Annotated in this window: 22 protein-coding genes; 7 read left to right on the forward strand and 15 right to left on the reverse strand. The window is 70.3% G+C overall.

The genetic code is table 11. The features are described 5' to 3' along the window. Positions 1–849: a helix-turn-helix transcriptional regulator gene (locus tag DFR69_RS03145; protein WP_110035838.1), complete on the forward strand. Its 849-nt coding sequence runs from the start codon at positions 1–3 to the stop codon at positions 847–849. Between the two features lie 307 nt (positions 850–1,156). Then, positions 1,157–1,921 carry a glucose 1-dehydrogenase gene (locus tag DFR69_RS03150; protein WP_110035839.1) on the forward strand — a complete coding sequence of 255 codons (765 nt, stop codon included), beginning with the start codon at positions 1,157–1,159 and terminating at the stop codon, positions 1,919–1,921. 139 nt (positions 1,922–2,060) lie between these two features. Here DFR69_RS03150 and DFR69_RS03155 read toward each other — a convergent pair whose 3' ends face one another. From DFR69_RS03155 to DFR69_RS03180, 6 genes are all read right to left on the reverse strand, one after another. After that, on the reverse strand, positions 2,061–2,858 hold the full coding sequence (locus tag DFR69_RS03155; RefSeq protein ID WP_110036129.1) for an ABC transporter permease: 798 nt from the start codon (positions 2,856–2,858) through the stop codon (positions 2,061–2,063). A 2-nt stretch (positions 2,859–2,860) separates the two neighbouring features. After that, entirely contained in the window at positions 2,861–3,748 is an 888-nt protein-coding gene (locus DFR69_RS03160; protein WP_110035840.1) for a 2-aminoethylphosphonate ABC transporter permease subunit, read from the reverse strand. A 199-nt stretch (positions 3,749–3,947) separates the two neighbouring features. Beyond that, entirely contained in the window at positions 3,948–5,123 is a 1,176-nt protein-coding gene (locus DFR69_RS03165) for an ABC transporter ATP-binding protein (protein ID WP_110035841.1), read from the reverse strand. Positions 5,124–5,151: 28 nt separating this feature from the next. Then, positions 5,152–6,198: a 2-aminoethylphosphonate ABC transporter substrate-binding protein gene (locus DFR69_RS03170; protein ID WP_110035842.1), complete on the reverse strand. Its 1,047-nt coding sequence runs from the start codon at positions 6,196–6,198 to the stop codon at positions 5,152–5,154. 91 nt (positions 6,199–6,289) lie between these two features. Then, entirely contained in the window at positions 6,290–6,973 is a 684-nt protein-coding gene (locus DFR69_RS03175) for a phosphonatase-like hydrolase (protein WP_110036130.1), read from the reverse strand. Between the two features lie 8 nt (positions 6,974–6,981). Further along, positions 6,982–8,109 (reverse strand): TIGR03364 family FAD-dependent oxidoreductase, encoded by a 1,128-nt coding sequence (locus DFR69_RS03180; RefSeq protein WP_110035843.1) that lies wholly within the window; start codon positions 8,107–8,109, stop codon positions 6,982–6,984. Positions 8,110–8,205: 96 nt separating this feature from the next. Between DFR69_RS03180 and DFR69_RS03185 the strand changes: the two genes are divergently transcribed. Then, on the forward strand, positions 8,206–8,931 hold the full coding sequence (locus tag DFR69_RS03185) for a GntR family transcriptional regulator (RefSeq protein WP_110035844.1): 726 nt from the start codon (positions 8,206–8,208) through the stop codon (positions 8,929–8,931). A gap of 5 nt (positions 8,932–8,936) precedes the next feature. On the opposite strand, the gene DFR69_RS03190 is transcribed toward DFR69_RS03185, so the two are convergent. Beyond that, on the reverse strand, positions 8,937–9,296 hold the full coding sequence (locus tag DFR69_RS03190) for a DUF4254 domain-containing protein (protein ID WP_110035845.1): 360 nt from the start codon (positions 9,294–9,296) through the stop codon (positions 8,937–8,939). Positions 9,297–9,660: 364 nt separating this feature from the next. On the opposite strand from DFR69_RS03190, the gene DFR69_RS03195 reads away from it, so the two are divergent. Next, positions 9,661–10,542, forward strand: a complete 882-nt coding sequence (locus tag DFR69_RS03195; protein ID WP_110035846.1) for a helix-turn-helix domain-containing protein — start codon at positions 9,661–9,663, stop codon at positions 10,540–10,542. Positions 10,543–10,545: 3 nt separating this feature from the next. Here DFR69_RS03195 and DFR69_RS03200 read toward each other — a convergent pair whose 3' ends face one another. From DFR69_RS03200 to DFR69_RS03210, 3 genes are all read right to left on the reverse strand, one after another. Continuing rightward, positions 10,546–11,457 (reverse strand): thioesterase domain-containing protein, encoded by a 912-nt coding sequence (locus tag DFR69_RS03200; RefSeq protein WP_167456132.1) that lies wholly within the window; start codon positions 11,455–11,457, stop codon positions 10,546–10,548. Between the two features lie 52 nt (positions 11,458–11,509). Further along, positions 11,510–12,001, reverse strand: a complete 492-nt coding sequence (locus DFR69_RS03205) for a hypothetical protein (protein ID WP_110035848.1) — start codon at positions 11,999–12,001, stop codon at positions 11,510–11,512. A gap of 164 nt (positions 12,002–12,165) precedes the next feature. Continuing rightward, positions 12,166–13,467 (reverse strand): TIGR03118 family protein, encoded by a 1,302-nt coding sequence (locus tag DFR69_RS03210; RefSeq protein WP_110036131.1) that lies wholly within the window; start codon positions 13,465–13,467, stop codon positions 12,166–12,168. A gap of 161 nt (positions 13,468–13,628) precedes the next feature. On the opposite strand from DFR69_RS03210, the gene DFR69_RS03215 reads away from it, so the two are divergent. Beyond that, positions 13,629–14,126 (forward strand): peroxynitrite isomerase, encoded by a 498-nt coding sequence (locus DFR69_RS03215; RefSeq protein ID WP_110035849.1) that lies wholly within the window; start codon positions 13,629–13,631, stop codon positions 14,124–14,126. Between the two features lie 270 nt (positions 14,127–14,396). Then, a complete protein-coding gene (locus DFR69_RS03220; protein ID WP_110035850.1) occupies positions 14,397–14,588 on the forward strand; it encodes a hypothetical protein in 192 nt (63 codons plus the stop codon). Here DFR69_RS03220 and DFR69_RS03225 read toward each other — a convergent pair. The 5 genes from DFR69_RS03225 to dxr all read right to left on the reverse strand — a co-directional run bounded on the left by DFR69_RS03225 (position 14,582) and on the right by dxr (position 21,413). Beyond that, entirely contained in the window at positions 14,582–16,360 is a 1,779-nt protein-coding gene (locus tag DFR69_RS03225; protein ID WP_110035851.1) for a penicillin-binding transpeptidase domain-containing protein, read from the reverse strand. The two genes, DFR69_RS03220 and DFR69_RS03225, sit on opposite strands and share 7 nt — an antisense overlap. Before the next feature lie 77 nt (positions 16,361–16,437). Continuing rightward, complete coding sequence (locus DFR69_RS03230) at positions 16,438–17,301, reverse strand: GNAT family N-acetyltransferase (RefSeq protein WP_110036132.1); 864 nt, start codon at positions 17,299–17,301, stop codon at positions 16,438–16,440. 61 nt (positions 17,302–17,362) lie between these two features. Beyond that, on the reverse strand, positions 17,363–18,517 hold the full coding sequence (gene ispG, locus DFR69_RS03235) for a flavodoxin-dependent (E)-4-hydroxy-3-methylbut-2-enyl-diphosphate synthase (RefSeq protein ID WP_110035852.1): 1,155 nt from the start codon (positions 18,515–18,517) through the stop codon (positions 17,363–17,365). Positions 18,518–18,869: 352 nt separating this feature from the next. Beyond that, positions 18,870–20,072 carry a M50 family metallopeptidase gene (locus DFR69_RS03245; RefSeq protein WP_110035853.1) on the reverse strand — a complete coding sequence of 401 codons (1,203 nt, stop codon included), beginning with the start codon at positions 20,070–20,072 and terminating at the stop codon, positions 18,870–18,872. A 147-nt stretch (positions 20,073–20,219) separates the two neighbouring features. After that, positions 20,220–21,413 carry a 1-deoxy-D-xylulose-5-phosphate reductoisomerase gene (gene dxr, locus DFR69_RS03250; RefSeq protein WP_244198053.1) on the reverse strand — a complete coding sequence of 398 codons (1,194 nt, stop codon included), beginning with the start codon at positions 21,411–21,413 and terminating at the stop codon, positions 20,220–20,222. Positions 21,414–21,508: 95 nt separating this feature from the next. Here dxr and DFR69_RS03255 point away from each other — a divergent pair, with 95 nt between their 5' ends. Then, positions 21,509–21,778 (forward strand): DUF2631 domain-containing protein, encoded by a 270-nt coding sequence (locus DFR69_RS03255; protein WP_110035855.1) that lies wholly within the window; start codon positions 21,509–21,511, stop codon positions 21,776–21,778. Position 21,779: the final 1 nt, after the last annotated feature.

A 21,779-nucleotide genomic window follows, 5' to 3' on the forward strand; every position in this document is an offset into this window, starting at 1 on the left:
ATGGTCAGCACTGCATCAGCTCGGCGGCGCGCGGAACTGCGCGATTTCCTGCGGTCGCGGCGGGAGCGGATCGGGCCGGGTGAGGTGGGATTGCCCGTAGCGGGACGTCGGCGGACGCCTGGGCTGCGGCGGGAGGAAGTCGCGATGCTGGCCGGGGTGGGGGTGTCCTGGTACACGTGGCTGGAGCAGGGGCGGGATATCACCGTGTCGGGGGATGTGCTCGACGCGGTGGCACGGGTGTTGCGGTTGAGCGAGCCGGAGCGGGGGCATCTGTATCTGCTGGCCGGGCTCAATCCGCCGCCCGCCGGCGGGACTGTCGGGGCGGAGGTGACCGCGGAGATCCGGCAACTGCTCGACGGGTGGGAGCGGGGGCCTGCCGTGGTGCGGGATCGGTACTGGAACATTCTCGCGTTCAACGCCCTTGCGGGACGCGTCTTCGGGTGCGCGGACGGGGAACCGCACAACTGCCTGGTCACCTTCTTCACCAGTCCCCGCTATCGCGGTCTGCCCGACCTGTGGGAGGCCGCGGCGCCCGGTGTCGTGGCCGCCTACCGCGCCGACGCCGCGCTCGCCCCACACGATGACGAATTCCACCGGGTGGCACGCGAACTCGCCGCTGTCGATCAGGAGTTCGCCGCGCTGTGGGACCGCCACGAGGTCGACGTTCCCGTGCAGGCGGTCAATGCCCTGCGCCATCCCGAGCTCGGTGAGCTGCACTTCGACGCGACCACATTGACCGTCGCCGACAACCCGAATTGGTCTCTGGTGCTGTACAACCCGAGGCCCGGTACCGACACGGCCGAACGCCTCATCGGCAGCCCGCATCTACACCTGAGCGAGTCGGCCTGACGGGTCGGCGAACCCTGCACATGGTCGGCAAGGTGCCGAGGTCGACGGACGCCCGCGAGCCGCGCCGGACCCAGAGCGACAACTATGCGCGGTCCGCGACGGACCGAGCGACGAGACGTGTGGTCCGCGACGGACCGAGAGCGACGACCACGTGTGGTCCTCGACGGACCGCGCTGGTCGGCGGCTGAGAGCGGACGCACCGGTCGCCGATACGCCGGAGGAGGCGATCGGCGTGGAAGCCTGGTGGTGGTACTCCCCCGATAACTGCGCACTGCCTCCAGGAGCCCGCACGGATCACGCTGAAGGCATGACGCACAACATTTCTCGATTTGACGGGAAGACAGCACTCATCACCGGCGGCAGCAGCGGAATGGGATTGGCGACCGCGCGGCGGCTGCTCGCCGAGGGGGCTCGGGTCGTGGTCACCGGCCGCGACAAGGATCGCCTCGACCAGGCACTCACCGAACTCGGCGGCGACGCGCACGGAGTGGCGGGCGACATCACCGACCTCGCCGCCGTGGACGATCTCGTCGGCGCCGTGGCGGAGCGGTTCGGGCGGCTGGACGTGCTGTTCGCCAACGCGGGGATCGGCGCGTTCCAGCCGATCGACCAGGTCACGGGCGCGCTGTTCGACGAGGTCATCGGCGCCAACCTGAAGGCCGCCTTCTTCACCATCCAGAAGGCACTGCCGATCATGCCCGACCACGCGGCGATCGTCATCAACGCCTCGTTCGGCCTGCACCGCGGGGTGCCGGGCGCGGCCCTGTATTCGGCGAGCAAGGCCGCCGTCCACAACCTGGCCCGCACGCTCGCCGCCGAATTGGCGCCGCGCCGCATCCGGGTCAACTCGGTGAGCCCCGGCTACATCGACACCCCGGCGTTCCGCGCCGAACTCTCCGACGCCGCCCAGCAGGGTGCGGCGAGCCTGTCCCCCGCCGGTCGCGTCGGCACCGCCGACGAGGTCGCCGCCGCGGTCGCCTTCCTGGCCTCCGCCGACGCCGCCTACGTCAACGGCCACGACCTGCGCGTCGACGGCGGCCTCACTGCCGTCGACGCGGCAGCGCTGCTGTGACCGGAGACTTCGCCGCCGCCGCGAACCGGGCCGGGTCGTCCACCGGGAAACGGACTTCCGCCGCGACCGGCTCGGCCCGGCGACACCAGGTCGACAAACACGCCGGGCCGCATGGCATTCCCATCGGCGCGGCATGCTCCTAGCGCAGTGCCGCGCGTCCGCGCACCCTCCCGAGCACGACCAGCACCACCAGCGTCACCGCGACGAGCACTGTCGTCCCCGCCGCCGCGTCGAACACCTCGCCGCGGTCGGTCTGCGCGAAGATGCTGACCGGCAAGGTCTTCCAGGTGGCGGGGTACACCATGATGGTGGCTCCGAGTTCGCCCATCGACAGGGCGACAGCCAATCCGGCCGCGGCGCCGAGGGCGGGCAGGAGCAGGGGCAGGGTGATCTGGCACAGCACGCGCACCGGGCCCGCGCCGAGGGACTCGGCGGCCTGGCGGTAGGCGGGGTCGAGGCGGTCCAGGGCCGCCGAGACCGCGCTGAACGCGTAGGCGAGCACCAGCACCGTGTGCGCGAGAATCACGATCCACTTCGTGCCGCCGAGCAGCAGCGGCTGTTCGTTGAACGCGATGAGCACGCCGAGCCCGACGGCGACCGACGGCACCGCGACCGGCAGGTGGAACACCGCGTCGGTGACCTTGCGCAGCCAGCCGGGCGCTTCCCGGGAGGCCAGCGCCGCCCAGGTACCGACGACCAGCGATACCGCACTCGCCAACAGCGCCGTCTGCAGGCTGACCGACAGGCTCGCGGCCTGCTCCCCGCTGAGGGCGTTGCCCAGGTTGGTGAAGCCGAGGTCCGAGGGCAGCGGACCGGTCCAGCTGCCCGCCAGGGCAGCGGCGACCACGGTGGCGATCGGCGCGACGAACACCACGGTCACCACCACCGCGAACACGGCGAGTACGAGGGCCTTGCCCCGGGGAGTCCAGAGGAGCACGATCATTCCCCCTTCGAACGGGTGAATCGCGCGAAGACGATTCGGTAGGTCAGGTACAGGGTCAGCGAGAGCAGCACCTGCACCGAGGCGAGCACGGCGGCGCCGGGCAGGTCGAAGGTGACGATGCCGCGGGTGTAGATGAGCGCGGGCAGGGTGATCACGCCCTTGGCTCCGGTGAACAGGACGATGCCGAACTCGTTGAGCGTCAGCAGCAACACCAGGCTGCCGCCGGCCGCGAGCGCGGGCCAGGCCTCGGGCAGCACCACCTGCCGCAGCACCCGCCACGGCGAGGCGCCGAGACTGGCGGCCACGTCGAGCTGTTCGCGGGGCATCTGCGCGAACGCGGCCAGCACCGGCCGCACCACGAACGGGGTGAAGTAGGTGATCTCGGCCAGGATCACGCCGAGTGGGGTGGTGAGGAAGTCGATCACCGGCGTGGTGGCGCCGGTGAATTCGGCGAGGAGGGCGTTGACCGCGCCCGCCGTGCCGTAGAGGAACGTGAAGGCGAGGGTGATCAGGAACGAGGGCAGGGTCAGAATCGTGTCGATCAACCTGCCGACCACCCCGGATCCGGGGAACGGCACGAACGCGAGCACGATGGCCAGGAATGTGCCGAGCACCAGGCAGCCCACGGTGGAGCAGACCGCGATGGACACCGTGCGCCACAACGCGTCCCGGAATGCCGCCGAGCCGAGCACGTCCGACCACAGCGCGGTGCCACGACCGGTCGGCGTCTGCGTCGACTCGGTGAGGACCCGCACGATCGGGTATCCGGCGATGCCGAGCACCACCAGCACCGGCGGCAGAGTCCACAGGATCGGCAGCCAGGAGCGTTGCGGCACACGGCCTTCCGGCTCGACCTGGGGGGCGGAGACCGCGGCGACAGTCATCGCGTCACCTCCGGGGCGACAGGACGACCGTTAGCGGGAACCGGGCGGGACAGCGCTTCGGAACCGCCGGTGTTCTCACGGCCCACCTGAGCCGCTGCGTGTCCCACGGCCGATGTCAGCGGTGCCCGCCGAATCCGGCCCGGCACCGCGCCGAGCCGCGGCGATCGAATCGTCAGATCCTGCCGTCCCACCGGGTAGTTCATGACGGTGCTCCGACGGCGCGGGGAATCAGCACGCCTGCCGAGTCCGGCAATCGCACTCCGACGACGCGCCCCACCTCGGCCTGGAAATGTCCCGGCACATCGGCGGCCAGCTCCTCGGACAGGCCCTCGACCGCGAGCAGGACTCGCGTCGACGCGCCACGCCAGACCACACTGGAGACGGTGGCGCGCAGCGCATCCCGCTCCCCCACGGCGCCGACCGACACGGTGTGCGGCCGGATGCAGAGCAGCGCGGGATCGTCGGGCGCCCAGTCGGCGCGCCCGACGCCGGGCCGGGGCGCCTCCGCGCGCAGGGTGCGGGTGCCCGCGGTGACCAGCGCGGCGGTGCCCGTGATGTGGTTCACCGTGCACGGCACCAGATTCGCGCCACCGAGGAACGCGGCCGTGAAGTCGGTGGGCGGACGCTGCCACAGGTTCTCGGCGGTGTCGATGTCGACCAGCCGGGCATCGCGCATGACCGCGATCCGGTCGGCCAGGGCCAGCGCCTCGGCCTGGTCGTGGGTGACGTACAGCATCGCCGTGTCCGGCAACGCCTTACGCAGTTGCTGCAGTTCCCCGAGCATCGAATGGCGCAGCTGTGCGTCGAGCGCGGCGAGGGGTTCGTCGAGTAGCAACACCCTGGGCCGGATGGCCAGCGCGCGGGCGATCGCCACGCGCTGCTGCTGCCCGCCGGACAGCTCGCGGGGCAGCCGCTTCGCGTACCCGGCCATCCCGACCATCTCGAGCGCCTCGGTGACCCGCGCGTCGATCTCACCGCGCGGCACCCGGTGCGACTTCAACCCGAACGCGACATTGCTGTGCACGGTCATGTGCGGGAACAGCGCGTAGGACTGGACGACGACACCGATGCCGCGCTTGGCGGGCGAGAGATCGGTGACGTCGCGGCCGCCGAGCCGGACCGCGCCCGAGGTGGGCCGGACGAAGCCGGCCAGCGCCTTGAGCGCGGTCGACTTGCCCGACCCGCTCGGCCCGAGCAGCGCGACGGTCTCGCCGACGACGACGCGCAGCGTGAAATCGGCCAGTGCGACGGCGGCCTTGCGGCCCCTGCCGTAGCTGACCCCGACCCGGTCGAACACGATCGCGGGCTCGTTCGTCGTGGCCGACCCGATCTGGGCGGCGGTAGCGGACTTCATGCGGACCTCGCCGTCGGACATCGTCAACTCCCTTGTCGCAGCGCCGGTATCAGCTACCGGTGGCCTTCTGGTACGCCGCGAGATCGGCGTCCAGCTCGCTCAGCACCTTGTTCCAGTCGACCGGAACGACCTCGACTCCCTTGATCGTGGCCGCCGGGCCGCCCTCGGCGGGCGCGGCGACATCGGTGCGCGCCGACACCGCGAAGGCCTCGGGGCCGAGCTTGCTCTGCGCGTCGGGGGCGAGCAGGAAGCTCATCAGCTTGGCGGCGTCGTCCTTGTGCGGCGCGCCCTTGGCCAGGCCCATCATGTACGGCACCGACACGGTGGAGCGTTTGCCGTCGGCGGCGGGGAAGAACACCGAGAACTTCGAGCCCTTCTCCTTGACCGTGGTCAGGTTCATCTGCACGTCACCGTTGGCGATCAGCAGCTCACCCTTGTCGACCTTGGCCTGCAGCTTGCCGGTGGACGAGGACGGGCCGACATTGTTGGCCTGCAACGCGGTCAGGTAGTCCAGCGCGCCCTGCTTGCCGCGCAGCTGCTGCAGCAGCACCAGCACCGCGGTGCCGTCACCGGCCTGGCCGGGCGTGGAGTACTGCAGCTTGCCCTTGTACTCCGGCTTCAGCAGGTCGTCCCAGGTCAGCGCCGAGGCGTCGACCGCGGGGTTGGCGATGAAGCACAGGTAGTTGTTGGCCATGGTGACGTAGGTGCCGTCGGCGTCCTTGTCGGTGGCCGGGACGGCGGCGGTGTCGATGCCGCTGGGCTGCAGCAGGCCCGATTGCTTGGCCTTCTGGATGAACGGCGGCAGGGTCACCACCACGTCGGCCTGCGGGTTGGACTGTTCCTTGTCGACCCGGTTGACCACCTCGCCCGAGCCCGCCTCGACCAGGTTGACCGCGATACCGGTCTCCTTGGTGAACTCGTCGAAGCGGTTCTTGTACCAACCGCCGACGCCGTCGGCGGAGTACACGGTGACGGTCTTGCCGTCCGCGGATTCGGTGCCGGTGCCACCACAGGCCGCGGTGAACGCGACGGCGGTGACGCCGGCCAGCAGCAGCGCGGCCCTGGACAGGCGGCGCGCGGTGAAGGAAGTACGCACGATTACAGCAACTTTCGTCTCGTTGTCGAGGGGAATCGCAGGGACGGTGGATCGCAGGAGTGACGCCGCGGCGGACTGCCGGGACGGAAGATCAGGAGGCCAGCACCAGCGCGGGGAAGTCGGCGACCGAGGCGACGACATGGGTCGCACCCGCCGCGCGCAGCTGCTCCTCGGTGTGCGCGCCGGTGAGGGTGCCCGCGACGATGCCCGCGCCCGCGGCCAGGCCGGTCGCGATGTCGCTGGTCGTGTCGCCGAGCACGGCGATCCGGTCGACGGCGTCGACGCCGAGGCGCAGCGCCGCGGTGAGCACCATGTCCGGGTACGGGCGGCCACGGCCCGCGTCCGACGGCGCGAGGGTGAGGTCGACCAGGTCGGCCCAGCCGAGCGCGGCGAGCAGCTTGTCCTGGGTGGTCCGGCTGAAGCCGGTGGTCAGCGCCACCCGCACCCCCGCGGCGCGCAACGCCGTGATCGCCTCGACCGCACCGGGAATCGGCGCGATGTCGGCCTCGTCGACCAGGCTGTCGTAGGCCGCCTCGAAGGCCAGGTTGGCCGTGCGGGCGGCGTCCTCGGCACCGAGCAGGGCGCGGAACACCTCGATCTTGGACTGGCCCATCGTGTCGACGACGTAGCGGCGGGCCGCCTCGCGGCGCGGACCCTCGGTCTCGATCCCGGCGGCGGTGGCCGCCTCCTCGAAGGCACGCAGCACCAGGCCGCCGTCGGCCACGGTGGTCCCGGCCATGTCGAGCACCGCGAGCTGAATCGTGTTGTCGGGCATGGTCTTCCTCACAGTCCGAGCTGGTCGGCGGTTTGCTCGCCGAGGGCGGGTCCGAGCGTCATGCCGCGCCCACCGGGGCCGGTGACGACCCAGACGTTGGTGTCGGCGCGCACCCGGGTGACGAGAGCGTCGGGATCGACGCTCTGGCTGTAGACGCCGGCCCAGCGCCGCACGACGGGCGGCAGCTTGCGGCCGAGCAACTCCTCGGTGACCTCGGTGAGGTGCTCGTAGGGCGCCTCGTCGACGTCGAAGGCGAACGGCTCGGTGTACTCGTGCGTATCGCCGATGGTCAGGCCGCCGTGCAGGCGCTGGACACACAGCAGCTGCATCTTGTGCTCGGCGGCGGTGGCGGTCTGGGACTGTTCGGCGGCGAGCGAATCCACCTCGGCGCCCGCGAAACCCGGGTAGTAGCGGAAGCTGTCGCCGTCGGCGATCGCGGTGGTCAGCGGTTCGTCCAGCGGCGCGGTCTGCATCATCTGCAGGCGCACCCGGCGCACCGGCAGCTCGCCGGCGAGTTCGCGGGTGAGCCCCGAGTGCGCGGCGCCGGGGCAGTGCACGACGAGGTCGGCCTCGTGCCTGCGGCCCTGGTCGTCGACGACGACGGCGCCCGACCCGGTGTCGAGCACCGACCTGGCCTCGGTGCCCTCATGGAAGGTGTAGCGCCCGCTCGCGGCCATGTGGGCACGCAGGGCGGGCAGCGCCTGACGCGACTCGACCGCGGCGTCGGTGGAACAGTGCAGTCCCGCGAGGTATTTGCCGCGCAGCGCGGGGTTGAGCGCGCGCACCTGGTCGGGCTCGAGCAGGGTGAAGCCACGATCGGTCGCGGTCGCTCCCGCGGCGGCGGCTTCGGCGACCGCGAGTTCGGCGGGCGTGCGGGCCAGCGTGATCGAGCCGGCCGGGCGGAAGCCGACACCGGCGACGCGGCCGCCGATCTCCTCCCACAGCTCGCGCGACCGCAGGGTCAGTGCGAGCTCACCCGCGGCCCGCCCGGACACCCAGACCAGACCGAAATTGCGGACCGTCGCACCACGGGCCTCCCGCTCGCGTTCGAGCTGGACGACCTCGTGTCCTCGGGCGATCGCCGCCCAGGCGTGTGCGGTGCCGAGGATCCCGCCTCCGATGATGACCAATCGCATGCCACCGATCGTGACAAATGGTCTAGACCGATGGGTGTGGCGGGAGCGAACGCTGGGTTAACAATTGGTATAGACCAATACGGGTAGGCTGGGACCATGGACGCACCGGCCACGACGACCCGAGTTCCCAAGGTCTTCCTCGTTCGCACCGAGATCGACGCCATCCTGGCCGAACTCGCCGAAGGCGATCCGGTGCCCTCCGAACGCGACCTCGCCGCCAGGTTCGGCGTCGCCCGCGAGACGGTGCGCCAAGCACTGCGAGAGCTGCTGGTGGAGGGCAGGATTCGCCGACAGGGCCGGGGTACGGTCGTCTCCAGGCCGAAGCTCACCCAGCCGCTGTCGCTGCGCTCCTACACCGAGGGCGCGCTCAGCCTCGGCCGCACACCGGGCCGCATCGTGGTCGCCTGGGAGGACGTCCCCGCCGACGCGGAGACCGCCACCGACCTGGAGCTGGAACCCGGCACCCTGGTCATGCATCTGGAACGCGTACTGCTCGCCGACGGTGAGCGCATCGGGCTGGAGAGCACCTACCTGCCCCTGCACCGCTTCGCCGACCTGCGCGGCGGCTATGACCCGACGACCTCGCTGTACGCGGCGATCCGGGCGACCGGCGTCGAATTCGCCGGCGCGCGCGAACGGATCGAGACGGTACTCGCCGCGCCGCGCGAGGCCGGTCTGCTGGAATGCACGACGGCGCTGCCGATGCTGCTGCTGCACCGGCGCAGCGTCGATGCGGAGGGAGCGCCCATCGAACGGGTGCGCTCGCTGTACCGGGGTGACAGGATCGCCTTCGAGGCGCTGCTGTCACCCGAGCACACGTGACGGAACTACTGCTCGGGCAGCCTTCGCCTGCCGCCCGCCACATCGGTGACGAGGTCGGTGTAGCCGTCGACCAGTTCGGCGAGGTGGTACCAGTGCTTATGCGTGCTGTCGCTGCGCACCCCGTCCAGATCGATGGCCTGGTTGGCGTCGACCCAGCTGCGCGCCATCCGGTCGACCACGGCGCCCAGGCTCTCCGTGTGCAGTGACGCTCCGCTGCGGTGCAGCGGGATCTCCTGCACGATCCAGTCGTTGATGTCGTCGACGAGTTCGCTGCGGCGGCAGTCGATCTCGGCGATCAACGCGGCGTCACGCACCTGTGCCCGCCGCTCGTGCAGCTCGGCGAGCGCATGCGCCGAGCGCAACAATTCACGATCCTGAAAACGCCTGCCCTGGAATGCGCACAACAATTGCGGCGCAGTCGGCAGTACCCCCATCACCGGCGCGCTCATCGCAACGCCCCGAATTCACCCGACACCCAAGATTTGTGTACCAACATGATTGGCTCTCGATTCGGTTATCCCGGTCTTCTGTTCGGATTGCTCGCAACCAGGCTATCTGGATCATGCTCGCTCCCATGGCGAAACGCAAGATTGCGTTGTCACTCCTGCAGTAAAGCCACCCTGACAGAAGCTGTGGTCACATCGAGCCCATCAGGGCCGTTCGCGTGACATCCGGGCCGCACAGCGCAATAATGCGAATCACCAAGCGCGCCAGAGGCGAAGGGGAACCATGGCAGGCAAGCGCACGACACTGACCGTCCGGCTCCGTCGGCTCGCCGCGATGCTCCGCGAGTTGCGCGAAAGCGCCGGGCTCACCAAGGAAGATGTCAGCGCTCGTACCGGCATCAACGTGACCACGCTCTATCGCATCGAAATGGCTCAGGCCCGCCCGCAGCGCCGCACTCTCGGCGCGATGCTCGACCTGTATCAGGTCACCGACAAAACACGCGAAGAAGCGCTGAGCCTGCTCACCGACGCACTCAAACCGGGGATGTCACACGCCTACGAAGGCGCGCTCTCCGATGTGTACGCCACCTACATCAACTTCGAGGCGGAAGCACTCTCCGCGCGCCAGTACCAGACCTCGACTGTGCCCGGCCTGCTGCAGACCTTCGACTACGCCGCCGCGGTGATCGACACCTCGATGCCGCGCCTCGACGCGTCGGTGATGGAGAGCAGGGCCAAGGCCAGGATGGACCGCGCGGTCAACCTGACCAAGGACGACCCGCTGGAGCTGTGGGTGGTGATGGACGAGGCGGCGATCCGCAGGGTCGTCGGCGGCCCGGCGACGATGATCGGCCAGCTCGACCGGCTGCTGCTCGAGACCAAGCGCAAGAACGTGATCCTGCAGGTGCTGCCCTTCGACGCGGGCGCGCACCCCGGCATGGCCGGTTCGTTCACCCTGCTCGATTTCCGCAACCCGGTCGACCCCGAGCTGGTGTACGTGGAGAGCATGTCGGTGCACGATCTGGTGGAAGGCCACTCCGAGATCCGCCGGTTCGGCGTGATCTTCGACCAGCTGCGCGCCATGGCGCTGAGCCCGCGCGACTCGGCCGCGCTGATCCAGCAGGCCCGCGACGACATCGCCGCGCGCGCCGAGCAGCAGAAATAGCGGTCAGCGGGCCGATCGCACCGGCGGCTCGGCCATCGCGAGCGCCTCGGCGATCGCCGGCATGCAGACCGGGTCGAGCAGTTCGTCGTGGGTGGCGTCGAGCACGATCGCGGTGACGGTGCCGTCGGCATAGGGCCGCCAGTTCCGCCGTACCGCGGCGGGATCCACCGCGGGCGTGCGGCCCGCGACGACGACCGTCATGTCGCCGGGCAGGATCGCCGGTTCGTGCCCGGCCGTCAGCCGCGCCGCCGCCCCGGCCGCCGCGGCGATGCGGTCGAGGTCGGCGCCGGTGAGTTCGATGGTTCCGGCGAGCGCGGACACCACGAGAGCGGCCGTCTCCTCGGTGGTGTGGCCGCCGGTCTCCGGGCCCGTGCCCAACACCGAACCGAATCCGGCCACGAACTCCCCCGCGGTCGGGCCGGATTCCGCGACGACGCCCGGCCTTCCGGGATCGGCGCCGAGCACGACGAGCCGGAGCTCTTCGCCCGAGGCACGCAGCACCCGCGCGATCTCGTGCGCGACGAACCCGCCCGCGGACCAGCCGACCAGCTGATACGGACCGTGCGGCGCGACCCGCCGGATCTCGGCGACATACCGGGCGGCGCCATCGCGCACCGTGCGCGGTGGCGGGCCGTCGGACGCCGCGAGGGGCGGCTGCAATCCGTAGACCGGAACGGCCGGGTCGAGGTGCCCGAGCAGTGCGGCGAAGCTCCAGGCGAGCACCGCCTCCCCCGCCAGACAGAACAGGGGCGTGCCGACGACCGGCCCGCCGCGTGGGCGCAGAGGCAACACGACCGACAGCGCCGCGGCGCCTGCGCGCCCGTCGCCGGCGGGCTCGGCCGCACAGTCGCGTCGGCGCGGCCACGCGCACGCCGGGTCCCCCGGGGAACCGTCCGTGTCGCCGTGCGTGCTCACACCACAGGATACGTCGGCCGAAACAGGGAACGTGCCAACACTTTCCGGGGCATCAGTAGGTATGCGCGGGCAGGCGGCAAACGCCGGCGCACAGATCGTCGACCAGCCGCTGATAGCTGTCGGCGAGATCGTCGAGGCGCACCCACTCGTCGTAGTAGACCGCCTCGGGCGCACCGGACAGCGCGCCGAAGGCCTGGGCACTGTGCCCGGCCATCCGGTCCACCAGCCCGCCGAGGGTCTCACAGTGCTCGTCGGCCGCGGCGTGGGGCACCGGCGCCGCCAGGATGGCCCAGCGGTCGATGGCACGCATGAGCCGGGTCCGCCGTCGCTCGAGGGCGGCCGCCTCGCTCAGCGGCGTCCGCTCCCGTAGTTCGTGCAGCACGGCCAGCTCGCCCGCGGCGTCGAGCAGGGGGTGGTCATCGTGTGGCAAACCACGCACGGCCGCCAGGATCAGATCGCGTCCGGGCAGCAGCCTCGCCGGTTCCGCGCGCCGCGTCGCACCGCTGCCCGCCGAACCGACGACGTCATCGCTCGAAACCTTCATCCGGCTACCTCCGATCGGGCACGACACCACGGGTGCGGGTGTCCTCGCGTGCGGCGGAACGACGCCGTCGCCGCGCGGGTCACGCGCCTCGGGCAATCATCCCGCCACCACTGTCCCGTACATCGTTGCCAGGCGGAACGAAATCGGTCATTCCGCCTGGCCGATCACTGCACGCGCAGGCTGCCGAACAGGCCGTCCTTCGCGTCCGCGGGCCCCGCCGTGAAGTAGAGCGCGTTCGCGTCGCCGAGGGTGTCGCCGTTGCCGAAGCGCAGCGCCAGCAGGCCGGGGATCTCGACGGGCTTCGCCTCGTCGTCGCGCAGGTAGTCCACGAAGGTGCCGGTGGTGTCGTCGTAGGCGAGCACGCGGCCGAGGCCGCCGAAGTTGCCGACGAGCAGCTTGCCCGAGAGCGCGCCGAAGTTCGACGGCGCGATCGCCACGCCCCACGGCGCATTGAGCCTGCCGCCGTCGTCGATGATGCGCACGAGCTTGCCCGCCGCGTCGAACTCGGCGAGCTTGCCCCGGTCCGGCTTGCCGCTCGCGGACTTGTCGGCCGCGGCGTCGAGCAGGGCCGCCTCCCCCTTCGCGAACTTCTTCGGGTCCTTGCCGTCGGGCTCGGTCACGGCGTAGGAGACGAAGACGCGGCTGCCCACGGTGGTGACGTTGAACGGCGCCGGATCACCGGGCACCACCTTCTTGCCCTTCTCCGGAGTGGCCGGATCGATCACCTCGCCGGTGGCGAAGGGGTTGGCGAAACCGGTGGTGGCCACCGGCTGCCAGAACTTGTCGAAGGTGCGGATCTGCGGGTCGGCGCCGAAGTCGGCGGCCAGCAACTTGTCGCCGGCGGGGGCGAGCGCGATGCCGAAGAACGACATGCCCTGCGCCGAGCCGTCGAAGACCTGGTTGGCGCCGCCGTCACGGCGCACGGTCACCCCGTCGGGCGCCTGTTCGGTCCAGGCCGAGAGCTTGCCGGAGTCGGTGGCGAGGATGAACCGCGCGGAGCCGCCGAGGGGCACGGGCATACCGTCGACGTCGACCCACTGGTCGCGCACGCCGAACAGGTCGGAGTTGATCGGGGCCGGGTTGAACACCACACCGGTGACCTTGCCCGCGCTCTTGTCGGAGGTGTCGGCGTCGGCGCCGGGCACCCCGACGAGCTTGAACTGGTCCTGGGCGAGCTTCTGCAGCTTCTGCTCCGAGGAGGTGTGCACGTCACCGACGAACTGGAACGACTTGCCGCCCGCGCCGACCCAGAAGTGACCGCCCGCGCCCTTGGGCCGGTCGGCCAGCCCCCATGCGTTGACCATCTCGGGGAACGTGAACTGGGCGTGATAGGAGTCCTTGTTCGCCGCCAGGTTCGTCTGGCTGTAGCGGTTGCCCTCGACCGCGGTGACCCCGTCGCCGCCGGACTCGTTCCCCGAGCACGCGGTGGCGAGCACCAGCACCGCGCCGACCACCACACCGCGCATCAGCCCGGACCGCACTCCGCGAGTACCCCGCACATGTCCGTTCACGTTCCTTCTCCCTTTCACCCTGCGCCGGACGGCGTTTCAGGCGACGCTGACCTTAGCCTGACCGTGGCGTCGGCGTGGCGTGACCGTCACCTCGGGGGCAGGTCTAGGCTGTCGCCGTGGTCGAACCAGCTCCGCCCGTCGCCCCGCATCCCGATATCGCCGCCCTCGCCCCGCTGCTCGGCAGCTGGCGCGGTCGCGGTCACGGTGAGTACCCGACCATCGCGCCGTTCGACTACCTCGAGGAGATCACCTTCGGGCACCTCGGCAGGCCGTTCCTGACCTACCGGCAGCGCACGAAGGCCGCCGACGACGGCAGGCCGCTGCACGCCGAGACCGGCTACCTGCGCTGCCCGGCGCCCGGCCGCGTCGAACTGCTGCTCGCGCACCCCACCGGGATCACCGAGATCTGCGAGGGCACGATCACCGAAACGGTCGACGGAATTCGGCTCGAACTGAACTCGACGAATATCGGGCTGAGCGGATCGGCGAAACAGGTTACCGCCGTGGGACGCTCATTCCACGTCACCGGCGAAACCATCGACTACACGTTGCGCATGGCCGCCGTCGGCGAAACACTTCAACACCATCTGGCCGCGACTCTGCAACGTTCGTGACCGCGGCCGAATTCGGTTAATTACCCACACAGAGCCACTGAGCTGCGCGTTCGCGTGATCGATACCGATCATTCACCTTTTCATCACGGGCGGATAGCGATTGTGTTCGAACGCGCCCGCACATAACGCAACAATTGCGTGACGCTTGCCGCTGCCGTCTGTCGCACCGGCGCCGACCGCTCTACGGTTCTACCCACAGCAAACCTCCAGAACACAGACGAAAGGCTGCCCGGGAAAGCACGTCGATACCCTGGACGAGGGAGACGAAACATGAGGCGTTCCACTCTGATTCTGACCACTGCCGGAATGATCCTCGGCGGCGCGGCCGCCATCGACCTGCTCGACCGCGCGAGTACCAGCGCCGCGCCCGAGCCCGTCGCCAGTTACGGGGTCCTGCACGAAGCGGCCACCGACCACTCCGACAGCGGCTCCCTCGCGGTGGTGTGGGCGGCCATTCAGTAGCCGGGTGGCAGCGCGGCGAACATGTCCCTCGTCACGGCGACGGCGTTGTCCGAGCTGCCGCCCTTCACCAGCAGGGTCGCGAACGCCATGTCGCCCCGGTAGCCGACGAACCACGAGTGTGATCCACCGTCGACCTCGGCCTCACCGGTCTTGCCGTACACCTCGCCCTGGTCCCTGATCCGTTCGGCGGTGCCGCCGGTGACCACCATGCGCATCATCGCGCGCAAGCCCTCGACCACGTCCTGGTCGATCGCGGGCCGGTCACCGGTGACCTCGGTGGGGCGGCCCGCGATCAGATACGGCACCGGCGCCGAGCCGTGCGCGACCGCGGCCGCCATCACCGCCATCCCGAACGGGCTCACCACCACCCGGCCCTGCCCGATGCCGTCCTCGGCGCGCTGCACGAGATCTTCGGCGGGGGGCACCGAGCCCGACATGGTCGGCAGCCCTTCCACCGCGTAGTCCTGTCCGACGCCCAGCCGGGCGGCGGCCTCGGTGAGTGCGGTCGGTTCGAGCCTGCTGGCCAGGCGCGCGAAGGTGGTGTTGCACGAGCGCTCGTAGGCGTTGGCCATCGGCACCTCGCCGACGGTGAAGAGGTTGTAGTTGGGGATCGTGCGCTCCCCGATGGTGATCCGGCTCGGGCAGGGCAGCACCGTCTCCGGCGTCGCGATGCCGGCGGCCATCGCGGCCGACGCCGTCACCGTCTTGAAGATCGAGCCCGGCGGGTACTGGCCGCTGGTGGCGACGGGTCCGTCGCGGTCGGCCGCCTTGTTCTGCGCGACCGCCAGGATCGCCCCGGTCGACGGACGGATCACCACCATCATCGTCTGCTCGGTGCGCAGATCCACCGCGTGCTGCGCGGAGTTCTGCACGAACCGATCGATGCTGAGCGCGAACGAGGGCGCGGGCTGGGCCGGAACCTCGTGCAGGACATCGAGATCGGCGCCGTTGGCATTGCGGGTGACCACGCTCCAGCCCGCCTTGCCGTCGACCTCGGCGATCACCGTCTTGCGGACCTGGGTGAGCAGGTCGGGCGCGAACTTGCGGTCGGTGGGCACCATGTCCCACTCCTGGGTCAGCGTGACGCCGGGCAGGCCGATCAGCTCGCTGCCGATGGTCTCCGCCTCGTACTCGCTGAGCAGGATCACCGTGGACGCTCCGCCGGACCGGCGCGCCGCGTCCAGGATCGACTGTGGGGTGTAGGCGACGGGATCGATGCGGCTCAGAGCCGCGGCGAGCGCACCGGCGACCCGATCAGGCTCCGGCGCGGCCGCCACGTCGAAGCGCACCCGCGACACCTTGCCTGGCACCAGCACATCGCTGCCCGCCGACTCGTTGACCCTGGCCCGGGGCGCGGGTGCGGTGCGCAGCTCCATGCTCTGGGTGTCGCCGAGCTTGGGGTGGATGTCGGCCGAGGTCCAGCGCACCAGCCAGCGACCGCCGCTGCGTCCCATCTGCAGTTCGCCGGTGTAGGTCCACTGGCGGCCCTTGGGCAGGGTCCAGGCGTAGGTGTAGTCGACGGTCGCGGTGTCCCCCTGCACGCGGGCGTCGCCGGTGCGGATCTCGAGTTTCTCGGCCTGCAGCGCCTGCCAGGTCGAAGTCAGTGCGGCCGTGGCCTTCTCGGGCGCGGTGGTCAAGCCGGCAGCGGCGGTGAGGTCGCGCTCGGCGAACGCCTCGGCGAAGGCTTCCGCGGCGGGGACCGGTCCCTGCGGGCCGGCCGAGCAGGCGGTCGCCGCCACCGCGAGGGCGGCCACCGCGAATGTGGTTACCATCGGTGTCCTCATCGGCACCGATGGTAGCGGCGACCGGGCGGCAAACCCCGGATGACGGCGCCGTACACGCCCGCCGATCAGTCGACGAGCACCGTCGCGAAGGTGGCGATCTGGCGGAATCCCACACGGCTGTAAGCACGTCGGGCGATGCGGTTGTAGTCGTTGACGTACAGGCTCGCCGTACGACCTGTCGCCACAACGGCATTGGCGACCGTCGCGGTGCCCGCCGTGCCGACGCCGGAACCACGGAAGTCCGGATGCACCCAGACGCCCTGGATCTGGCCGGTGCGCCGCGAGAGCGCGCCGATCTCGGCCTTGTAGACCACCACGCCGTCCTCGAAACGCGCCCAGGCCCTGCCGGATTCGATCAGGCTCTGGATCCGGCGCCGATAGCCGCGGCCGCCGTCGCCCGCGCGCGGGTCGACCCCGACCTCCTCGATGAACATGGCGATCGCGGCGGTCAGGTAGCGGTCGATCTCGTCGGGCCTGACCCGGCGCACGCCCTTGTCCGGGTCGGCCAGGGCGGGCGCCGCCAGCGCGAGCAGCGGCTGCTCGGCGCGCAGGTCCCGGGCAGGTCCCCATTTGGGGGCGAGCATCTCCCACATCGGCAACGCGAGTTCCTGGCGGCCGACCAGCGAGGAGCACACACGGGGCCACCGCGCCGCGCGGTCGGCGAACGCGCGCAGCGCCTGCTGGTCACCGCGCAGCGGCACCAGGTTCGCGCCGGAGAAGCACAGCGAATCCGCCGGACCGCCGCGGCTCCAGAGTTCACCGAGCCCCGAGCGCGCGTCGAGACCGAACTCCTGCACGCGCGCCGCGATCATGCACGACGCCACGGGGTCGGAGTCGAGGACGCGGAGCACCTCGCCCAGGTCTCGCACGGACACCGGGCGCGCGGGGGTGGTCTTGGACCGTCGCGTCGGCTCCAGCAGACTCCGCACGGCACCAGCCTGCCACGAATACGCGCCGAACGGTACGGGACCGCCGAATCCGGCCCGAAGGTCAGCCGACGGTGACGACGGGCTCGGCGCCCGGCTGCTCACCCATCTCCTCGGCGATGCGCATCGCCTCTTCGATCAGCGTCTCCACGATCTGCGCCTCCGGCACGGTCTTGATGACCTCACCCTTGACGAAGATCTGGCCCTTGCCGTTGCCGGAAGCGACACCGAGATCGGCCTCGCGGGCCTCGCCGGGACCGTTCACGACGCAGCCCATCACGGCCACCCGCAACGGCACCTCGAGGCCGTCCAGGCCGGCGGAGACGGCGTCGGCCAGCGTGTACACGTCCACCTGGGCGCGTCCGCACGACGGGCAGGAGACGATCTCGAGCTTGCGCGGGCGCAGGTTCAGCGACTGCAGGATCTGGCCGCCGACCTTCACCTCCTCGGCGGGCGGGGCCGAGAGCGAGACGCGGATCGTGTCACCGATGCCCTCGCTGAGCAGCGCGCCGAACGCGACCGCCGACTTGATCGTGCCCTGGAACGCCGGGCCTGCCTCGGTGACGCCCAGGTGCAGCGGGTAGTCGCTCTGCGCGGCCAGCTGCCGGTAGGCCTCCACCATGATCACCGGGTCGTTGTGCTTGACCGAGATCTTGATGTCGCCGAAGCCGTGGTCCTCGAACAGGCTCGCCTCCCACAGCGCCGACTCGACCAGCGCCTCCGGGGTGGCCTTGCCGTACTTCTCCAGCATCCGCTTGTCCAGCGAACCGGCGTTCACGCCGATGCGGATCGGGATGCCCGCCGCGCCCGCGGCCTTGGCGACCTCGCCGACCCGGCCGTCGAACTCCTTGATGTTGCCCGGGTTCACGCGGACCGCGGCGCAGCCCGCGTCGATCGCGGCGAAGATGTAGCGCGGCTGGAAGTGGATGTCGGCGATCACCGGTATCTGCGACTTCTTGGCGATCGTGGCGAGCGCGTCGGCGTCCTCCTGGCGCGGACACGCCACCCGGACGATGTCGCAGCCGGACGCGGTGAGCTCGGCGATCTGCTGCAGCGTCGCGTTCACGTCGTGGGTCTTGGTGGTCGTCATCGACTGCACGGAGATCGGCGAGTCACTTCCCACACCGACATTGCCCACCTTCAGCTGGCGGGTCTTGCGCCGGGGTGCGAGAACAGCAGCGGGAGCGGCGGGCATCCCCAATCCGATGGTGCTGGTCACGGTCGGCTGCCTTCTTTCGTGTACGTGTCGGTGTGAGGCGGTGGTCTCGCTGCCGAGCTTAGTCGCGCGGGGTGACCCACCGCCCTGTGAGGGGCACGACAGCAGACCAACTCGACCCACCGACCAGCACTCAACCGCGCCTACACGGTAGCAAGGTCGCTGTCGGCTGACCGATGAGCAGTTCGCCCCACGACCACAGTGGGGACAGGGGCTCATCTTCCTGGTCGGTGAGAACAGCAGTGGTAAGCCAACGCTGGCGGAGGCCTTGGCGTTGGCTGCGGGCATGAACCCCGGAAGGAGGGAGTCAGAACTACCGCTTCACGACACGGTTGGAATCCCCTGGCGACGATGATCAGGGACCGAGCGTGATCGGATTGACGATGTCGGCCGCGAGCGTCAGCAGCATGAACGCGCCACCGATCACCACCGCGACATAGGTCACCGGGAGAAGTTTCAAGTAATCAACTGGTCCGGCTGGCGCCTTGCCACGCCACGATCGGATGGTGTCGCGAACCTTCTCATATAGCACGACCGCGATATGCCCACCGTCGAGCGGCAGCAGGGGCAACAAGTTGAACGCCCCCAGGAAGAAGTTGAGGCTGGCCAGCACGAGGATGAACACACCCCACAGACCACGCTCGGCGGTCTCGCCTCCGATACGGCTGGCGCCGTAGACGCTGACCGGAGTTTCCGGATCGCGCTCGCCGCCCGTGACCGCCTCCCACAGCGCTGTCACTTTCTGCGGCATCTTGGCCAACGACTTCACGGTCTCGACGAAGAAGTCGCCCGTGAACGAGATGGTTGCCGGAATCGCGGCGATCGGTCCGTACTGCTCGGGAGGAGCGACTGTGTCGGGGCCGACGCCGACGGCGCTCACCTCACGGGCCGGGCCCTCCTTCGGGGACCGCATGACCCGCTCCGGGGTGACCGGGACGGTGAGGGTCTCGCCCGCTCGCTCGATCGTGTAGGTGAAGGTGCCGGTCTGCTTCTGGGTCTCGGCCTGGAACTGGGCCCAGGTGGTCACCTCGACACCGTTGACGGCCTTCACCACGTCACCACGCCGGAGCCCGGCGCGTTGGGCGGGCCCGTCACCGGTGCAGGGCGCCAGGGTCTTCTCCGGCGTCTCCTGCGCGACACAGCTCATGTTTCCCAGCGCCGTGGCCGGGGGCTGCTCGAGCTGCGGCAGCCCCCATCCGATCGCCAGGACCACCAGCAGGATGAAGCCGAGCAGGAAGTTCATCGCGATGCCGCCGAACATCACCACCAGGCGCTTCCAGGTCGCCTGCCGGTACATCGCCCGGTCGACGTCCTCCGGCTCGAGCTCGTCGAGCGCCGTCATGCCCGCGATGTCGCAGAACCCGCCCAGCGGCAGCGCCTTGAGGCCGTACTCGGTCTCACCGCGCCGGAAGGAGAACACCTTCGGCCCGAATCCGATGAAGTAGCGGCGCACCTTCATGCCGGTGGCCTGCGCAGCCCACATGTGCCCGCACTCGTGCAGCGCGATCGAGATCGTGATACCGAGGGCGAACAGTGCGAACCCCAGCGCGAATACCATCAGGCTCCTGAGTCTTTGGCGGCTGGCGCCGCGGTTTTCGGCCTCGTGACCTCGCGTCCGAGGCGCGAGACTGCGCCTTCGGCGTTCCGTCTCGCTCCTCGGACGCGAGGCGGCCGAAAACGTGGTGGTCCCGTCGTGTCCGCCGGGTCAGGGCGTAGCGGCCCCGGCGATCACATCCGCGGCGTACTCCCGTGCCCAGCGGTCGGCCGCGAGGACGTCGTCCAGGGTATCGGGTTCGGCGTGCCAGCGATCGGCGGCCTCCACCGCCTGGGTGACCGTGCGCACGATGGCGGGGAAGGTGATCTCGCCGTCGAGGAAGGCCTGGACAGCCACCTCGTTGGCGGCGTTGTAGACCGCGGTGACGCTGCCGCCCGCCTCTCCCGCCTGCCTGGCCAGCCGCACCGCGGGGAAGACCTTGTCGTCGACCGGCTCAAACGTCCAGGTGGCGGCCGTGCCGAAATCGCAGGCGGCGGCCGCGCCGGCGATGCGGTCGGGCCAGCCCAGCGCCAGCGCGATCGGCAGCTTCATGTCCGGCGGGCTGGCCTGGGCCAGGGTGGAGCCGTCGGTGAAGGTGACCATCGAGTGCACGATCGACTGCGGGTGCACGGTGACGTCGATGCGGTCGTAGGGCACGCCGAACAGCAGATGCGTCTCGATGAGCTCGAGGCCCTTGTTCACCAGCGAGGCCGAGTTGAGGGTGTTCATCGGGCCCATGGACCAGGTCGGATGGGTCTTGGCCTCGGCGGGGTTCACCGCCTCGAGCATCTCGGTGGTCCAGCCGCGGAACGGGCCGCCCGAGGCGGTGAGGATCAGCCGGTCGACCTCCTCGGCCCGCCCGCCGCGCAGGCACTGCGCGAGCGCGGAGTGCTCGGAGTCCACCGGCACGATCTGGCCCGGCGCGGCCGCGCGGGTCACCAGCGACCCGCCGGCGACCAGCGATTCCTTGTTGGCCAGCGCCAGCCGGGTGCCCGCCGCGAGCGTCGCGAGGGTGGGTTCCAGGCCCAGCGAGCCGACCAGGGCGTTGAGCACGACATCGGCCTCGGTGCGGCGCACGAGTTCGGTCGCGGCGTCGGGGCCGCCGAGGTCGAGGTCGAGCGCCTGCGCGGTGGCGGGATCGGCGACGGCGACATTGCGGGTACCGGTGGCGGCCATCTGCTCGGCGAGCAGGGCGGGGTTCCCGCCGCGCGCGGCCAGGCCGACGACCTCGAAGCGGTCGGGATTGGCGGCGATCACCTCGAGCGCCTGGGTCCCGATCGACCCGGTACTGCCGAGGAGCAGCACCTTCACCCGATCGGTGGACGTGGAGTGGCCTTGTGCGGCACGCGTTGCTGGGTGGGACACGGGCCCATTGTGGCAGGGCTGCTGGCTACGACGAACGGTCGTATGCCACGATATGCTCACTCGCCCAACCAGAACTCGAGCCCTAAGGAGCGATCGTGGCCGCCACGGACCTCGAAAAAGCCAGCACCGAGCGCGCCGTCGCCACCAGCGTCGACCCCGCCGAGGTGCCCTCGGCCGCATGGGGCTGGAGCGGCGAGTCGCACAAGACCTTCCGCATCGCGGGCTGGATCGTCGTGGTCGCCCTGCTCGGCATGACCATCGGCAACCACCAGGGCCACGTCGAGGACATCTTCCTCATCGGCCTGGCCGCCCTGCTGGCCGCGATCATGGTCGTCGACTCGCTCACCAAGCGCGTTCCGAGGTAGT

Origin of the sequence: Nocardia neocaledoniensis, assembly GCF_003182135.1 — a bacterium.
Classification (GTDB): Bacteria; Actinomycetota; Actinomycetes; order Mycobacteriales; family Mycobacteriaceae; genus Nocardia; species Nocardia neocaledoniensis.

Excerpts from the sequence above, each read along its gene's own strand:
- DFR69_RS03160 (WP_110035840.1), bottom strand. The coding sequence starts at position 3,748 with ATGACTGTCGCCGCGGTCTCCGCCCCCCAGGTCGAGCCGGAAGGCCGT.
- DFR69_RS03195 (WP_110035846.1), top strand. The coding sequence starts at position 9,661 with ATGGCAGGCAAGCGCACGACACTGACCGTCCGGCTCCGTCGGCTCGCC.
- DFR69_RS03175 (WP_110036130.1), bottom strand. The coding sequence starts at position 6,973 with ATGCCCGACAACACGATTCAGCTCGCGGTGCTCGACATGGCCGGGACC.
- DFR69_RS03210 (WP_110036131.1), bottom strand. The coding sequence starts at position 13,467 with ATGCGCGGTGTGGTGGTCGGCGCGGTGCTGGTGCTCGCCACCGCGTGC.
- DFR69_RS03185 (WP_110035844.1), top strand. The coding sequence starts at position 8,206 with ATGGACGCACCGGCCACGACGACCCGAGTTCCCAAGGTCTTCCTCGTT.
- DFR69_RS03220 (WP_110035850.1), top strand. The coding sequence starts at position 14,397 with ATGAGGCGTTCCACTCTGATTCTGACCACTGCCGGAATGATCCTCGGC.
- DFR69_RS03150 (WP_110035839.1), top strand. The coding sequence starts at position 1,157 with ATGACGCACAACATTTCTCGATTTGACGGGAAGACAGCACTCATCACC.
- DFR69_RS03225 (WP_110035851.1), bottom strand. The coding sequence starts at position 16,360 with ATGGTAACCACATTCGCGGTGGCCGCCCTCGCGGTGGCGGCGACCGCC.
- DFR69_RS03180 (WP_110035843.1), bottom strand. The coding sequence starts at position 8,109 with ATGCGATTGGTCATCATCGGAGGCGGGATCCTCGGCACCGCACACGCC.
- DFR69_RS03145 (WP_110035838.1), top strand. The coding sequence starts at position 1 with ATGGTCAGCACTGCATCAGCTCGGCGGCGCGCGGAACTGCGCGATTTC.
- DFR69_RS03245 (WP_110035853.1), bottom strand. The coding sequence starts at position 20,072 with ATGGTATTCGCGCTGGGGTTCGCACTGTTCGCCCTCGGTATCACGATC.
- DFR69_RS03165 (WP_110035841.1), bottom strand. The coding sequence starts at position 5,123 with ATGTCCGACGGCGAGGTCCGCATGAAGTCCGCTACCGCCGCCCAGATC.
- DFR69_RS03205 (WP_110035848.1), bottom strand. The coding sequence starts at position 12,001 with ATGAAGGTTTCGAGCGATGACGTCGTCGGTTCGGCGGGCAGCGGTGCG.